This window comes from Paenibacillus sp. MB22_1 (assembly GCF_047200555.1).
Taxonomy (GTDB): Bacteria; Bacillota; Bacilli; order Paenibacillales; family Paenibacillaceae; genus Fontibacillus; species Fontibacillus phoenicis.
On record NZ_JBLADV010000002.1, the window covers coordinates 2,089,559 to 2,105,000 of the forward strand.

At 56.4% G+C, this 15,442-nt stretch carries 11 protein-coding genes and 1 riboswitch (1 of these 12 only partly in view); of the genes, 8 read left to right on the forward strand and 3 right to left on the reverse strand.

From position 1 onward, the window contains the following. Positions 1–129 precede the first annotated feature (129 nt). Positions 130–1,596: an ABC transporter substrate-binding protein gene (locus tag ACL02P_RS21380; protein ID WP_412838040.1), complete on the forward strand. Its 1,467-nt coding sequence runs from the start codon at positions 130–132 to the stop codon at positions 1,594–1,596. A 392-nt stretch (positions 1,597–1,988) separates the two neighbouring features. Here the strand turns inward: ACL02P_RS21380 and ACL02P_RS21385 are convergent, their stop codons facing one another. From ACL02P_RS21385 to ACL02P_RS21395, 3 genes are all read right to left on the reverse strand, one after another. Further along, complete coding sequence (locus ACL02P_RS21385; protein ID WP_412838272.1) at positions 1,989–2,960, reverse strand: bile acid:sodium symporter family protein; 972 nt, start codon at positions 2,958–2,960, stop codon at positions 1,989–1,991. Between the two features lie 137 nt (positions 2,961–3,097). After that, a complete protein-coding gene (locus ACL02P_RS21390; protein ID WP_412838041.1) occupies positions 3,098–4,408 on the reverse strand; it encodes a glutamate-1-semialdehyde 2,1-aminomutase in 1,311 nt (436 codons plus the stop codon). Positions 4,409–5,035: 627 nt separating this feature from the next. Then, complete coding sequence (locus ACL02P_RS21395; RefSeq protein WP_323079021.1) at positions 5,036–6,130, reverse strand: LCP family protein; 1,095 nt, start codon at positions 6,128–6,130, stop codon at positions 5,036–5,038. A gap of 130 nt (positions 6,131–6,260) precedes the next feature. Between ACL02P_RS21395 and bcp the strand changes: the two genes are divergently transcribed. The 7 genes from bcp to ACL02P_RS21430 all read left to right on the forward strand — a co-directional run. Further along, positions 6,261–6,746 carry a thioredoxin-dependent thiol peroxidase gene (gene bcp, locus ACL02P_RS21400; protein ID WP_412838042.1) on the forward strand — a complete coding sequence of 162 codons (486 nt, stop codon included), beginning with the start codon at positions 6,261–6,263 and terminating at the stop codon, positions 6,744–6,746. Positions 6,747–6,921: 175 nt separating this feature from the next. Then, entirely contained in the window at positions 6,922–8,292 is a 1,371-nt protein-coding gene (locus tag ACL02P_RS21405; RefSeq protein ID WP_323079024.1) for a polysaccharide deacetylase, read from the forward strand. A 129-nt stretch (positions 8,293–8,421) separates the two neighbouring features. After that, positions 8,422–9,390 carry an AAA family ATPase gene (locus ACL02P_RS21410; RefSeq protein WP_260071744.1) on the forward strand — a complete coding sequence of 323 codons (969 nt, stop codon included), beginning with the start codon at positions 8,422–8,424 and terminating at the stop codon, positions 9,388–9,390. Then, the gene (locus tag ACL02P_RS21415) at positions 9,387–10,625 is read left to right on the forward strand and encodes a DUF58 domain-containing protein (RefSeq protein ID WP_260071745.1); all 1,239 of its coding nucleotides are present in this window, start codon (positions 9,387–9,389) and stop codon (positions 10,623–10,625) included. Before ACL02P_RS21410 ends, ACL02P_RS21415 begins: the two co-directional genes overlap by 4 nt. Continuing rightward, positions 10,612–13,014: a transglutaminase domain-containing protein gene (locus ACL02P_RS21420; protein ID WP_323079027.1), complete on the forward strand. Its 2,403-nt coding sequence runs from the start codon at positions 10,612–10,614 to the stop codon at positions 13,012–13,014. Before ACL02P_RS21415 ends, ACL02P_RS21420 begins: the two co-directional genes overlap by 14 nt. A 78-nt stretch (positions 13,015–13,092) precedes the next feature. After that, the gene (gene guaA, locus ACL02P_RS21425) at positions 13,093–14,631 is read left to right on the forward strand and encodes a glutamine-hydrolyzing GMP synthase (protein WP_260071747.1); all 1,539 of its coding nucleotides are present in this window, start codon (positions 13,093–13,095) and stop codon (positions 14,629–14,631) included. 264 nt (positions 14,632–14,895) lie between these two features. Then, positions 14,896–14,996: riboswitch (purine riboswitch) on the forward strand. A gap of 241 nt (positions 14,997–15,237) precedes the next feature. Then, on the forward strand, positions 15,238–15,442 hold the 5' end (the start) of the coding sequence (locus ACL02P_RS21430; RefSeq protein WP_009226962.1) for an NCS2 family permease. It continues 1,196 nt past the right edge of the window; 205 of the gene's 1,401 nt are visible here — the first part of the coding sequence; it begins with the start codon at positions 15,238–15,240; the stop codon falls past the right edge of the window.

The following is a 15,442-nucleotide window of genomic DNA, read 5'->3' on the forward strand; positions in this document are numbered from 1 at the left end:
GATGGGTGGCAGCGTTTACAGAATCGTAGGCCTGCACACGAAAGTCATAAGATCACACATCGAATGCTAAATGTTTCTCTTTTATGATAAAAATGCAAGATTACCTAACTTATGAAAAGGGGAGTTTCAATGCGCAAGTTTTCAGCAGTGTTGATGTGTCTGATGTTGCTTGGTTCGCTGCTCGCGGCCTGCGGCGGAGGCGGGAACAAGGAAGCCCAAAATAACGGCGGTAACAGCGGCGGAAACACGGCAGCTACGAGCAATAACGGAGGAGGCAATGCGGATGCTTCGTCGGGTGAAGCCGATGATATCACGCAGCGCAAGGTCACGATCAAGATCCACTACCCGTTGCCGGACGAAACGACGCTTCGCCAACAGGAGGACGATAAAATCGCCCGCTTCCAAGCTAAGTATCCTAACGTCACAATCGTGAAGGACGACTGGCAATACAGCGTCAATGAGATTGGCGTAAAAATGGCTTCCAACGAAGCGCCAACCTTCTACAATACGTGGGCCACAGAAGCTCAATTCCTGGTGGAACGCGGCTGGGTTGCTGACATCACTGATCTGTGGAACAACTGGGAGTATAAGGACGAAATTAACCCGGTGCTGCAAAATCAATTTATCGTAGACGGCCGAGTGTACGGGATCACTCAAAACGGTTACGTCACTTCGACAGTAGTGAATAAGAAGCTGTTGGACGAAAAGGGCATTGCTGCTCCTCCGTTCGACTGGACTTGGGATGATATGTACAATGTCGCCAAAGGCGTTGCCGATCCGAAGAAAGGGATTTCGGGGATCGCTCCGATGGGAAAAGGGAACGAAGCAGGCTGGAACTGGACCAACTTCCTGTTTGAAGCCGGCGGCGACATTCAAAAGAACGAAAACGGCAAAGTGACTGCCGTGTTCAACTCCGAGGCTGGGGTGAAGGCGCTGGACTTCTACAAGAAGCTGAGATGGGAAGCTAACGCCATCCCGCAAGACTGGGCGTTGGGCTGGGGCGATGCCGTCAGCTCCTTCCAACAAGGACGGACAGCGATGGTCATCGCCGGTGCATTTGACGTCATTCAAGCCGCGCTGAATGAAGGCGGTATGAAGCCGGAGGATGTGGTCGCTTATCCGATGCCTGCAGCCGAGAAAGGCGGCAAGCATTACGGGGTGCTCGGCGGCAACTACCTCGTCATTAACCCGAATGCGACGAAAGACGAACAAGAAATGGCGTTCCGTTATATTACGTTTGATTACTTCACCGACGATGCCTTGAAAGCCGTTGAAGATACGATTCAAGCCCGCAAAGCGGAAGGCAAGTATTATGTGCCGACACCGCTGGAGTATTTCAGCGAAGATTCCGAGTATGCCAGCAAAGTGAAAGCCATTTACGAAAAATACGACAACGTGTACAAATACGATCCGCAGCTCTTCGGCCTGCTGGAAGGCAAGCCGGAAGCGCAATTCGGCACGCAGGACTACTACGCCACGATGTCCAACGTCGTCCAGGAATCGTTCTCGAAGAAGGGCACGGACTCCAAGCAGCAGCTGGATATCGCTGCGAAGTACGTGCAAGAGAATTTCTTTGATAAAATTCAAGCGCAATAATTCGTGAGTTGGCAGGGAGTCTCCCCTTGGGTCAGGTTGACCGGGGGAGGCTTTTTTTGCGTTGGAGGGGGCGGGAGTGGTGGAGGTAGGGAGTACGATTGGAGAGTGACGATGGTGGCGGAGGAGGCTAGTGCTAATGCCAGGCGTAGGCCGCTAACGGACCTGAGAGACCTTATTTTGCGGTTTTCGGCGCGTGTTGAAATCTAACGGACCGGAGAGACGTTATTTGCGGTCTGGAGTGGAGTTCAGCACGGATTTCAGCCCAATAGCGTCATCTGGTTCCGTTAGGATGGGAAATGGCCGGGAAATGAGCGAATAAGGTCATCTGGTTCCGTTAGAAGGGACTGGAGCGGAGAGGGACGGCGCGCCCTGCCGAGCTCTCTAAATCTAAATCACGCCGACGTTGCCGTTTTGTCCGTCGACTGGTGCGCGCGGGCTTGTCGGCCGAGTACGAGGCCAACGAGGGAGGCCATTACTTGCTGGAACACCATGCCCAACACGACCGGCACGGCCACCGGGGCGGGGAAGTAAGTGACGGCCAGCACGGCGCCGGCGCTGATGTTGCGCATGCCGCCGTTGAAGACCAGCGCGACTTTGTCGGCTTCGTTTAGGCCGATCAGCCGGGACAAGCCGAAGCCAAGCGCGTAGCCGATGGCCGCGAGCAGAACGATGATGGCGGCGAGCCCCAGCAACCGCGGGCTGAAATCGGTCAGGTAAGGGGCGACCACCGCGCCGTTAATCGCCACGACCGAAGCCATGGCAAGCTTCGAGAACGGGTTCAACCAAGGCCCCCAGGTGGTGATCACTTTGCCTTGGGTCCACTGGTTCAACAGCATGCCCACCAGTGATGGGACAACGATCATCCAGAACAGGCTGGTCATCATCGACACAGCATCAAGCCGAACGCTGGTGCCCACCAGCAACGCCAGAATGCCGGGAACGACAAAGGGGGCCAGCAGCGTATCGATCAGGATGATCGACAGCGTCAAGGCAATGTTGCCCTTGTAGATGCTGACCCAGACAAAGCTGCTGACTCCGGTTGGAATTGCTGCGGCGAGAATAAAGCCGGTTATCGTATAAAAATCCCCGGGGAACGCCAAATGCCCCATTCCCATCGCCACCAGCGGCATCGCCAGGTGGAGGATAAACAGGCAGAGTACCAGGGGGAGCGGTTTTTTGAGCACGTTCAGGAAATCTTTGAAGCTGAGACTAATGCTCCCGGCAAAGGTCATGAAGGCAAACAGCCATGGAGACAGGTAGGTATAGGAGGCTAGACGACTCCCGCAAAGGACGCCGATCAATATGCCAGTAGGGGTAATTAATGGCATTAATTTGTTCAGTTGTCGGTTTAGCGTTTGCAGCATGGTCACGACATCCTTTGGTTGATAGGCTTCTTGTAGTATAGAACGTTCGCGGAGAATCGTAAATGGGACGAAAACACGATCTCTTCCCATCAAAAAAAGTCTGCCGGTTCACAAACGAACCAGGCAGACTTGATTGGTTAGCGAGCGATTTCCTTAAACGCCGCTTCAGCGGCTTCCAGCGTAAAGTCGATGTCGGCTTCCGTATGCGCCGTTGTCAGGAACCAAGCTTCGAACTTCGACGGGGCGAGGTTGACCCCACGGTTCAGCATGGCGCGGAAAAAGGCAGCGAACGCTTCGCTGTCGGTGTCTTGCGCCTCCGCATAGTTCGTGACCGGATGGTCACAGAAATGCGTCGAGAACGAGCCGCGGATTCGGTTGATGGTCAGCGGCACTCCATGGCGGCGGGCCGAGTCAGCCAGCCCGTCGGTCAGCTTCACGGCGAGGCGGTCCATCTCTTCGTAGACCCCAGCGCCTTGCAACACCTCAAGGCAGGCGATGCCGGCGGAGATAGAAGCAGGGTTGCCCGCCATCGTTCCGGCCTGATAGGCCGGACCCAGCGGTGCCACCTGCTCCATGATCTCTTTGCTGCCGCCGTACGCGCCGATCGGCAGCCCGCCGCCGATGATTTTGCCGAGGGCGGTCAGGTCCGGCCGGATCGCTTCGTGGTTGGAGAGGCCGGCGTAGGTTTGCGCCGAGCCGTAGTGGAAGCGGAAGGCCGTAATGACCTCGTCGTAAATGACGAGGGCGCCGTACTGCCGTGCGAGCCGGCAAAGCTCTTCCAAGAACCCGGGCTTCGGCATCACCATGCCGAAGTTCCCGACGATCGGCTCGACCATGACGGCGGCGACGTCGTCGCCCCACTTGTCGAGCGCATCTTTCAGCGCCGAAGCATCGTTAAACGGTACGGTGATCACCTCGTGCGCGATGCTGGTCGGGATGCCGGCGCTATCAGGGATGCCCAGCGTGGACGGGCCGGAGCCGGCGGCCACGAGCACGAGATCGGAATGGCCGTGGTAACACCCGGCAAATTTGATGATTTTGTTGCGCTTCGTATACGCGCGCGCGACACGGATCGTCGTCATGACCGCTTCCGTGCCGGAGTTCACGAAGCGCACCTTGTCCATCGAAGGGATCGCTTCTTTGAGCATACGGGCCAAGCGGATCTCCAGTTCGGTAGGGGTCCCGTACAACGTGCCGTTTGCGGCTGCTTCTTGGATGGCCTTCGTGACATGCGGGTGGGCATGTCCGGTAATGATCGGCCCGTAAGCCGCCAAATAATCAACGTAGCGATTGCCGTCCACGTCCCAAAAGTAGGCGCCCTGGGCTTTTTTCATAAAAACAGGCGCCCCGCCGCCAACCGCCTTAAACGAGCGGGAGGGGCTGTTGACGCCGCCTACAATATGTTGCAACGCTTCTTCATACAATCGTTCGGATTGTGATCGATTCATCTCTATCTTCCTTTCTGAATTAAATTACTGGAATGAGCTCGTTATTGTGCCAGCCAGCTTACGATTTAACTGCAAAAGTACATTTGATTTGTCCGAAAAACCGACTCTTACGCGCGATCAACTGCAAAAGTACATCTCAGACATCACGATATGCCCTCAAAAGCGACCTGTCAGCAGAAATGAACTGCATTTTTACATTTGAATGCTGAAAAAGAGCGGTTTTGGGCAATATGAACTGCACTTTTACAGCTGACAGGCCCAATAGCGCGGATTCACGGTAGGCGGCGATCAAAAAAAGGCAGTTCGTAATGCCGAACTAGGCAGTAAGAGTGGGGGCTAGCAAAGGCAGTTACTGTCGCCACCATAAGACAGCAGTAGTACCATCCAAGGCAGTTACCGGTGCCCCTAAAGGACAGGAGTGGTGCAACTAAATACAGTTACTTGCGCCCAAATGGCGGTTATCCGGCCAAAAGAGAGGAGGCCGCCTCTCGATTAAGGCCTGGCCACAGGGCCGAGCCTGCCTCGAGAGACGCCCTCCGATCTCACGGACTCCCGCCCGCCGCCTAAGCAGGCAAGGACTTCGCTAACCTCAGGCTTAGGGCCCTCCGCCCCAAAAGGCTCTCAGCCTCAAGGGCTGGCCGCCTCCAGGTTCACGCCGCTGCTGCCTGCGTTCGCCCCGGTACGGCCCGAGCTGCCGCTGTCGTCGTTGCTGCCGCCGTTGTCCTCGGCACCGTCAGCATCGCTGCCGCTGCCCGTCCCGCTTTCCTCAGCTTTGTTAAATACGTCCTGCACGTATTGCTTTAATTCATCTTCGCTGCGAACGCCAAGGACGGACGAGCCGCCAACGGTTTTCTCAACCAGCAGTTCCATCGGCGGAATTTGTTCGCTGGCGACCATTTCTGTGTCATACCCGACGGTAGCCAGCTTCCACATATCCTGAACCGACAAGTTCGTGTCGATGTAAGGATTGATTTTCTCCAGAATCGAAGGCAGCTTCATAATTGAAGTCGTCGACTTCAACTTTTCCGCCACCGCCTTCAGGAAGTTACGCTGCCGCTCGGTCCGGGTGTAGTCGGACAGGGCGTCGTGCCGGAAGCGGACGTATTGCAGCGCGGTTTTGCCGTCGAGGTGCTGCTGTCCTTTTTTCAGATCGATATCGTATTCATGGTTATCCGCTTTGCTGGTGTAGTGCATATCTTTTTCCACATAAAAATCAACCCCGCCGACCGCATCCACCAGCTCAATGAATCCTTGAAAGTCGGTATACACATAATATTGTATCGGGATGCCCAGCAGGTCGGAGACTGCTTGCATCGCCGTATTGGGTCCGTGCGTAATCGCCGTGTTGATGCGGTCCGAACCGTGCTCCGGAATTTTCGTGTACGTGTCACGCAAAATCGAGAAGAGGTAGGCCTTCTTGCTCACAGGGTCGAGGGAAGCGACCAGCATGGTGTCCGAGCGGGGGATTTCCCCTTTCTTCAAACCGCGCGCATCGACGCCCATCAGCAGAATGTTCACCCGATCCTTGCCTTCCCATTTGGGCGGTTCCGGCACTTTCGTTTCGGTTGGCTGCACGTTATAGAAAGGAGACTGTTCTCCTTCTTTTTGAAAATTGTCCACTTGGTTATAGAGGGCCGTAAAATAGTAGGCTGCAAAGGCAGCGAGAGCGACAACCACTCCGATCACAGACCAGAGAATCGCCCGTTTTGTGCGTTTCGTCATTGGGTTCGTTCCTTTCAAGTCATGCGATAAATTCGGTTTCTATTATAGATATACTACATGTCTTTCCATTATAATTTTTTTTGTAAATACAATCAATTTCAGGGTTGGAGAGGCCAGAGGAGGAAGGAGCATGTCGGAACAAACGCAACAAGTGCAAATCGGTCAGCACGTTCCGGATTTTCAATTGCCCGCAGCCAACGGGGAGGAAATCTCATTATCGCAATTTCGCGGCCGGAAGGTCGTTCTTTATTTTTATCCCAAAGACTCTACCCCAGCTTGTACCCAGGAGGCTTGTGATTTCCGCGACCTTGCCCAGGCGTACGGCGAATACGGGGCAGTGGTGCTTGGCATCAGCGGGGATTCGGTGAAATCTCACGCAAGGTTCGCCATGAAGCAGGGGCTGAATTTTCCGCTATTATCGGACGAGTCTCATGAGGTATGCCGGATGTTTGGCGTATGGCAGCTGAAAAAAATGTACGGCCGCGAATACGAAGGCATCGTCCGTTCGACGTTCCTGATCGATGAGGAGGGCAAACTGCTTCGCGAATGGCGCGGGGTTCGAGTGAAAGGGCATGCCGAGGAGGTGCTGGAGGCACTGCGGGAGACGAGTAAGTAAACGGGGAGTCTAAGGCCATGTGCCGGTCGCCTCTTGTCTAAGTGACGAGGGGCGATTTTTTTGCGGTTAACGGTAAATCCGGAAGTCTATTTGCGTTTCTACCTTCATACAATCTACCAGAAAGCCAAAGGATTCATAGAAAAGAATTTGATCCTAACGCGGAGGTAGAAAGTCGATGAAACAAAAAAAGATTTCCGGACGAATGCTGGTTCGTATGCTGCTGCTTACGTTGGTGCTGATCGCTGCGATCTGCACGCCGCTCGGCTTCCAGCACAAGGGCTTGCCCGAAGTCAAAGCCCTGGCCATGAAAGAACAAGCCGCGGGGGGAACCGCGACGCATAAAGTGAATTTCGCTGCACCTGCACCCCAGAAGTTGGAACCCGTCCATACGTCGGCCATAGGCTCGGCTGGCGCATCGGCGGCTTTGGCAGCGTCTCAGACGAAGAAGGCGGAGACGCTGCAAGAAAACCAAAAGGAAGTGCAAGGCAAGACCGTTTATTTGACGTTTGATGACGGACCTAGCCCGCATACGGATCAAGTACTGGAGATTTTGCGGGAAGAAGAGGTGACCGCTACCTTTTTCGTGCTTGGCGAGCAGGCCAAACGTTATCCAGAGAAGATCCGGCGAATCGTCGACGGCGGCCATGCCCTCGGGAATCATACGTATAACCATGATTACGACGCGTTGTACGACAGCTTCGGCCAATTCTGGAAGCAGATCAAGGCAACGGAAGAGGTGCTGCGGGAGATCACGGGAACACGTACGGCGTTGGTTCGCGCGCCGGGCGGGACGTACGGTCATTTTGACAAGACGTATTTCAACCTGCTGGAGCAGGGTGGGTATAAAGTGTTCGACTGGAATGTGGACAGCGGCGATTCCAAGCGCAAAGGCGTTCCGGCAAATGAGATTGTAGCCAACGTCAAGAACGCGAAGCTGCAGGACCAAGTGATTGTGTTGATGCATGATGGAGGCGGGCATGAGCAGACCGTCAAGGCGCTGCCGGAAATTATTCATTACTATAAAAAACTAGGTTACGAGTTTCGTACATTATCTGCGGAGCAAAAGCCCGTTCAATTTTCGCTGGATCCTCAGGTAGGCAAGAAAAAGAACCGTCCAGCGCCTTCCGCCGAATGGATCGCGTCCAACGTCGTTCCGAATGCGGCTTTGTTTGAACCGGAGCTGCCGCTCACCGTGGAGGCCGGCGGCTTGCAAACGCGCCTTGCGCCGGGGGAATACGAGCTGCGTGACGGCCAGTATGTGGCTCCTGTCCGTATGGTGATGGAGCGGCTGGGAGCTGAGGTCTATTGGAGCGAGGCGACGCAAAGCGCCTTCATCAACTGGGGGGACGCCTACATCGTAGCGGATACACGGCGCGGAGTGCTGACCGCCGTACGCCAAGACGGGACGAATGCGGAATGGGAAGTGACGTTTGACCGCAAGGCACAAGCATTATGGATTCCACTGCGTCCGCTCTTGGAGGCGTTAGGTCATCCGATCGTCGGGGTCGTCTCGACCGCTGGGGAACGACGGGTCTCGGCACTCTAGGTTTAATAGATTCTTTTGGGGCAGACGCAGACATCCTCTTCCTTTCTTCCATGTCTATTTCCGCTAGTTTCTGGAGATACTGGTTGATAGATTACGGCCATGGTTTTTAGAAATGGAGGAGAAGTCAGGATGAATCACGATCAAGCGCAGACGCTGCTGGAGCGGCTCGTCCATAAGGTGGATCGGGTGATTGTTGGGAAAAAAACAGAGATCGAGCTCGCGGTGGTAGCGATATTGAGCGGCGGTCATATTTTGTTAGAGGATGTGCCAGGAGTGGGTAAAACGATGCTGGTACGCACGTTAGCTGCCTGCATCGGCGGGTCGTTTGGCCGCATTCAGTTCACGTCGGACCTGCTGCCGTCTGATGTCACCGGCGTAACGGTATACCATGCGCAAAGCGGTCAGTTTGAGTTTCGGCCCGGGCCGGTGTTCGCCAATGTCGTATTGGCCGATGAGATCAATCGGGCAGCGCCGCGAACCCAGTCGGCACTGCTGGAAGCGATGGAAGAACGGAAAGTGACGATCGATGGAGAGACGCGGGCTTTGCCGAAGCCGTTTTTGCTGCTGGCTACGCAAAATCCGCTGGAATACGAAGGAACCTATCGCCTCCCGGAGGCGCAGCTGGATCGTTTTTTGATGCGGCTGACGCTCGGGTATCCGAAGCCAGAGCAGGAGGTGGATCTGCTCGGGAGGATGCAGGATCCGCCTAATCTTGCCGAGCTGAAGCCGGTGCTGCTGCCGGAGGAAATGGCCCTCATGCAGCGTCAGGTGCGCAGTGTATTTGTGGACGACGTCATCAAGCGCTATATGGTTGGGGCGGCGGACGTATCCCGGCGCCATCCGCAAATCGCGCTGGGTTTCAGTCCGCGCGCAACGCTTGCCTGGATGGGGGCGGCGCAGGCGATGGCGTATTACAAAGGACGTTCGTTCGTCACGCCGGACGATGTGAAGGCGGTCGCGCCCGCTGTGCTCACGCACCGGATCGTGCTGAGGACGGAAGCGAAGCTCGACGGAGTCAGCGGGGAGAAGGCGCTAGCTGAAGTGCTGGCTAAGGTGAATGTGCCGATTTTTGCACGGAGAGCGGGGGCTTCGTCATGAAGCACGCAGGATGGGCATGGCTGATCGCCGTCACCTTCGCCGGAGCTTTGGGAGGTTGGTACGCTTGGCGCGGCGGGGCGTCGGCTTTATTCTTGCTGCTGCTGGTCGGATTCATTATGCTGCAGGGCGTTTTGGTCCAAGCATTTGGCCCGAAGCGCTTCAAGGTGGAGCGCGCTTGGCAGCCGGTATTTCCGGTTGCCGGTGAACCGGTCACTGTCACGTTAACGGTCCGCTGTGAGGGAGGTCTGCCGCCGGTTTGGCTGCAGATCGAGGACCAGCTGGCAGGAGACGCGGTTGGTTCAGAATACGGGAAGAACCGCCCGGGGGGCCGGGGCGGTAGTTTGTTTTTTACCGGATTTCGCCGGGATTACCGGATGACATATGCGATTCAGGGCTTGCCTCGGGGCGTCTATAAGAATGCTTCCGTTAGGTTAACCTGGGGCGATCCGTTTGGCTGGTTCAAGCGGAGCCGACTTGCGGCTTCCTCTGAGGTGATGGTCGTTCATCCGCTGCGGCTGGCAGGAGATCCCCCGAAGGCAGAGGAGCGGGGCGAGCAGGAGGGCGGCGGGGCTTGGCAGCCCCAGCTGGTCGCATCGTCTCCAACTCCGGGCCGGTTAAGACCCTATGTCGAGGGTGATCCGTTGCGGCGAATTCATTGGAAATACTCGGCGAAAAAAGGCCAGCTGCTCTCCCGCATCCCCGAGGAGCAGGGGGTCATGCCGCGCTATTTGCTGCTGAGCACGCAGGACGGGGATTACGCTTCCTCCGCCGGCTTCGAACTGGCGGTTTCGGCAGCCGCCACGTGGTTTACGCGCGAAGCGGGCGGCGATTCCGGCGCCGATGAGCTTCGCTTCAGCCATAGCGCGATGGACGGAGCTTGCCGGGTGAACGGTCGCGACGGCCTGATGAGCGGCCTGGAGCAGCTGGCCGGCCTCCGCTTAGGGAGCGGCTTGTCTGCGGGAGAATTGCTTCGCCGGGATTGGTCCGAGGTGCTCTCCCAAGGGCAAAGCCTTACGGTCATCACCGGCACGCTGACGCCTGAATTGGCGGGGGATGTGCTGCATTGGGCCGAGCTGGGGGTAACCGTGGAAGTTTGGTGCGCCGGCGGGCTCGGCGGATCGGATCTGGGGCGGCTGGTAGCCCGGCTGCGAGAACGGGGCGTCACGGTGTTGGATCTGACGTTGTATCGGACGAAAACTCCGCGGAAGGAGGCGATCAAGCATGTCGGCGCCTAAACCGGCAGTGCTCACCTCCAGCGGCCAGTTGGCACCGGTGACACCATCCCGGCGAGGCGGGCATTCTGCGCCTTCTGTCGGCTTGCGGGTCGTGATTACGCTGCTGCTGTTTGGTTTGTTTGGGGAATGGTTGTATCCGTTGCATGCGATGATTCCCGAAAGGCAGACGGAGCTGCTTCCGCTGTTTTTCGTTCTCACCGGAGCTTTGCTGTTGTTTGGCTGCCTGCGGCTGCCGACTGCCCTGTATGCGCCGCTGCCGCCGCTGCTGATCGCCGGTGCCATGTTGTATCTGTTCGGGAGAGGAGAAGGGATTGCCTGGTTTGCCGGCTACGCCCATACGATCTCTGCCGATCTGGAGGCGTTTTGGGATACGGGGCGGTTGTTCTCCATCAGCATGGAGACGCGGGCATTGCTGCTGTTGATCGGTTGGACGTTGCTGGTCGTTTCCGTACAGATGCTGGCGTTATCGCGCCAGAGTATTTTGCTGTTCTTGTCCGCCACGGTGATCTACTTGCTCGTGCTGGAAGCTGCCGTCGGCTTGGAGCTGTATTTGGGCGTCATCCGCTCGGCGGCGTTGGGCTTGGCCCTGCAGGCGGCAGCGTTCCATCGCGGCGAGTCTGGACCGAGCCGGGGAACCGGGAGCATCGCCGGCGGGGCCGTCGTGCTCGCCTGCGTGGCGGGCGCAGCGCTGCTCAGCTCGCTGCTGCCGCTGCAGCCGGTGCGGGCGATCTCTTGGGAGCAGGTCGCGCGCAGCTTGTCGGAGTGGAGCGGAGCCGAGCTGACAGGCACGCCGGGCCATGCTGCGGCTGTCAATGTATCCGGCTACGGCCGGGACGACTCCAAGCTGGGCGGGCCGCTGCGCCTGCGCCATGACCCGTATTTTACGGCGTTGTCGCCGTACAATACGTACTGGCGCGGCGAAAGCAAAAGCGTGTACACCGGCCGGGGCTGGATTCAACCGGCCGGGGAAGGCGCGCCCGCGATCGCCGGGGCGGAGCGCTCCGGCGGCGTAACGGGCGAGGCGGCTGAAGGCGAAGCCATCACAGCCGAGGCCCAGGTCGACACCGGCCGCGAGCTCATACGGCAAACGGTGACGTTCGAAGCGCCGTTGTCGGGGAGGGTAGCCCTGCTCTCGGGCGGGCTTCCGGTCCAGGCGGAACGGATCATCGCCGGTGACGGAAACGAGTCGGTGCAGATTGAGCCTCGGTTTGATGCCTGGGCCGATGCCTTGATCGTCGACTATGCTGCCCCGGCGGAGCAGATTTACGGCTATGAGCTGACGTCGGCGGTGCCGACGGCGTCTGCGGACAAGCTGCGCCAAGAAGAGGGGCCGGACCCTGTAGAGGTCCGTGACCGCTTTCTGCAGCTGCCGGACGCATTGCCGGAGCGGGTGCGGAAGTTGGGCGAGCAGCTTGTCGCCGGAGAAAGCAACCGCTATGATGCGGCGGCCGCCGTCGAGAGCTACCTTAAGCATCGCTACGCTTACAGCCTCGATTCCCGTCAGCCGCCGGAAGGCGCCGATTTCGTCGACCACTTTCTGTTCGTCGACCGCATCGGCTATTGTGACCATTTCTCGACGGCGATGGTCATCTTGCTGCGCAGCGGCGGGATTCCGGCTCGCTGGGTCAAGGGCTTCGCGCCGGGAGATCCTGCGCCATCTGCAGCTGCGGCTTCCGCCGGAGCGGGGAGCGGGTTAGAGTCCGCCTCGTTCGCAAACAGTACAGCTTCCGCAGAGATGCACCGGTATTCCGTAACCTATGCCGATGCGCATTCGTGGGTAGAGGTTTATTTTCCTGAAGCGGGTTGGGTTGCCTTTGATCCGACGCCGGGGTTTGGCGAATCCATAGCTTTAAGCGTCAGCACCTTAGCGGATTACAGATTAAGCGAAGCAGATGCAGGAGCGGCCTTTCCATGGTTAGCCAAAGCAGTTGAGGTGGCCAAGCACTTGCAACCGAGGCTTGCGGAAGCCGCCTACGAACAACTTTCCCACCTGAACCCGCGGCTGCGCCCGTTCGATTGGACTGCCTTGGCTTTGGTTGCCGGTTTCGCTTTGCTGTTCGCACGGGAAATGAGGCTGCGCGGACACTTGCTGCTTCTTGCCTTCGGACGGTTGCGGCTAAGCAGTGCCTTTCCTGGACGCCGCGAGCTGCTGGCTTCGGCGGATCGGGTTTGGCACGAATTGGCATTGCTTTACGGCCCCAAGCCTGCGTCCATGACAGCCCGGGAATATATCCAGAGCGCTTTCAGCGAAGATCAGGCGCAAGCGGAGTGTGCTGAGCAGTTCGTGCGGACCTGGGAAAGGATCTACTATGGAGGCCTGCGGCTGGAGCGACAGGAAAGCGTGAAATTCCTAGAACAATGCCGGAAGTTGGCCTCTCGCCGACGCTGAAATTGGCGTTTGGGCTTCCTTGACGACCTCTTTTGTCGTTTCGTATAATAGGTGTCATAATTTGAGGGAGGCTCGGTCATGAATAAACCTAATGAAATGATTGTGGTCCTTGACTTCGGAGGACAATACAATCAGTTAATAGCAAGAAGGATCCGCGACTTAGGCGTGTACAGCGAATTGCTGCCGTATAATACGCCGGTAGAACGCCTGCGGGAAATCGCGCCGAAAGGCATCGTTTTTTCGGGTGGTCCGTCCAGCGTTTATGCGGAGGATGCACCGCACATTGACCCGGCCGTGTACGACATCGGTGTGCCGATCTTCGGCATCTGTTATGGTATGCAGTTAATGGCTCACCAGCTTGGCGGTAAGGTCGAACGTGCGGCAAAACGCGAGTACGGCAAAGCGGACGTGGATTTTGCCGAACATTCGGCATTAACTCGCGGTTTGGATTCGAAGCAGACGGTATGGATGAGCCACGGGGACCACGTGACCCAGCTTCCGGACGGCTTCGTGGTTGATGCATCGACAGAGCATGCGCCTATCGCCGGGTTTTCGAATCCGGACCGGAAGATGTATGGCGTACAATTTCACCCCGAAGTGCGGCATTCCGTACATGGGAATGAAATGATCCGCAATTTCCTTTACGACATTTGCGGTTGCGAAGGCAACTGGAGCATGGAGACGTTTATCGAAGACGCGGTGCGCGATATTCGCGCCCAAGTCGGTGACGGCAAAGTGCTTTGCGCGTTGAGCGGCGGCGTGGACTCTTCGGTGGTGGCCATGCTGATTCATAAAGCGATTGGCGACCAGTTAACCTGCATGTTCATCGATCACGGTCTGCTGCGCAAAGGCGAAGCGGAGAGCGTCATGGAGACCTTCGTCGGCAAGTTCGACATGAAGGTCGTCAAGATTGATGCGCGCGAGCGTTTCCTCTCGAAGCTGGCTGGCGTGGATGACCCGGAACAGAAGCGCAAAATCATCGGTAACGAATTTATCTACGTGTTCGACGAAGAGTCGGCGAAATTCGATGACTTTACATTCCTGGCCCAAGGAACGTTGTATACGGATATTGTCGAGAGCGGCACGGCAACGGCCCAAACGATTAAGTCCCACCATAACGTTGGCGGGTTGCCGGAAGATATGAAGTTCAAGCTGATCGAACCGCTGAAAACGTTGTTCAAAGACGAGGTCCGCAAGGTTGGCGAAGAGCTGGGTCTGCCTCGGGAAATCGTGTGGAGACAACCGTTCCCGGGACCGGGACTCGCTATCCGCGTCTTAGGCGAAGTGACGGAAGAGAAATTGCAAATCGTTCGGGATTCCGACTACATCCTGCGCGAAGAAATCGCCAAAGCGGGACTGGATCGTGAGATTTGGCAATACTTCACGGCATTGCCGAATATGCGCAGCGTAGGGGTTATGGGCGACGCTCGTACTTACTCCTACACAGTAGGCATCCGTGCCGTGACGTCCATCGACGGCATGACCGCCGACTGGGCGCGTATTCCGTGGGACGTGCTGGAGAAGATTTCCGTACGGATCGTCAACGAGGTCGAGAACGTGAACCGCGTCGTGTACGACATTACGTCGAAGCCGCCGGCCACGATTGAATGGGAATAGGTTATCAAACTCACAAATGCTCTCCTTTAGATGCCGGTTCAGGCAAATAAAGGAGAGCATTTTTGGTTAATTTACTGTTGTATCTATTGCTTTGGGTCTCTTGATTACTTTGAAATCAGTGTAAATTTTCACGAATAATTCAAATTACGAACAATAATATCACGAATTGAATCGAATATTCGTTTTTTCTGTTGACATTTTAGGACCCTCCGCCTAGAATAAATCATGTGATAAGCCTTGCTGACATGGCTTGTCTGGATATCGACAAAACCGCATAGTTCTTTTCGTATAATTCCGGGAATTGGCCCGGAAGTCTCTACGAGGTCACCGTAAATGATCTGGCTACGAAAGGAAGAAACGAACGTATAGTTGAAACAGGTTGGGTAAAGTTCGGGGATGTTGCTCGGACGAATGCTGCGATGCTTGCTTCACGGAAGCCTATGGCTGTTGGCTGATCCGAACGATCGTTTCTTCTGGATGTACGGTAACCCGAGGGATGTCGCCTCGGGCTTTTTGTCGTTTTCCGAAGGAAATTCAACAAAGTGGTGCTGTCATGCCAGTTGTTTGAACCTGGATTGTCAATTTTTAAGGGGGAGTAATTTTATCATGGATCGGTTTTTTAAACTGAAACAGAACGGTACAACGGTACGTACGGAAATTATGGCGGGCCTGACCACATTTATGGCGATGGCCTACATCCTGACGGTTAATCCGAACACGCTGACGGCGTTTGGCCAGATCGAAATGGGTTGGTACTCCGTATTCTTGGCAACGGCGCTTTCCGCTGGGATTTTCACGATTGCCATGGGCC

Bases quoted from the DNA above. Each gene is read 5' to 3' on its own strand.
- ACL02P_RS21405 (WP_323079024.1), top strand. From the start codon at position 6,922: ATGAAACAAAAAAAGATTTCCGGACGAATGCTGGTTCGTATGCTGCTG.
- bcp (WP_412838042.1), top strand. From the start codon at position 6,261: ATGTCGGAACAAACGCAACAAGTGCAAATCGGTCAGCACGTTCCGGAT.
- ACL02P_RS21380 (WP_412838040.1), top strand. From the start codon at position 130: ATGCGCAAGTTTTCAGCAGTGTTGATGTGTCTGATGTTGCTTGGTTCG.
- ACL02P_RS21390 (WP_412838041.1), bottom strand. From the start codon at position 4,408: ATGAATCGATCACAATCCGAACGATTGTATGAAGAAGCGTTGCAACAT.
- ACL02P_RS21420 (WP_323079027.1), top strand. From the start codon at position 10,612: ATGTCGGCGCCTAAACCGGCAGTGCTCACCTCCAGCGGCCAGTTGGCA.
- ACL02P_RS21395 (WP_323079021.1), bottom strand. From the start codon at position 6,130: ATGACGAAACGCACAAAACGGGCGATTCTCTGGTCTGTGATCGGAGTG.
- guaA (WP_260071747.1), top strand. From the start codon at position 13,093: ATGAATAAACCTAATGAAATGATTGTGGTCCTTGACTTCGGAGGACAA.
- ACL02P_RS21385 (WP_412838272.1), bottom strand. From the start codon at position 2,960: ATGCTGCAAACGCTAAACCGACAACTGAACAAATTAATGCCATTAATT.
- ACL02P_RS21410 (WP_260071744.1), top strand. From the start codon at position 8,422: ATGAATCACGATCAAGCGCAGACGCTGCTGGAGCGGCTCGTCCATAAG.
- ACL02P_RS21415 (WP_260071745.1), top strand. From the start codon at position 9,387: ATGAAGCACGCAGGATGGGCATGGCTGATCGCCGTCACCTTCGCCGGA.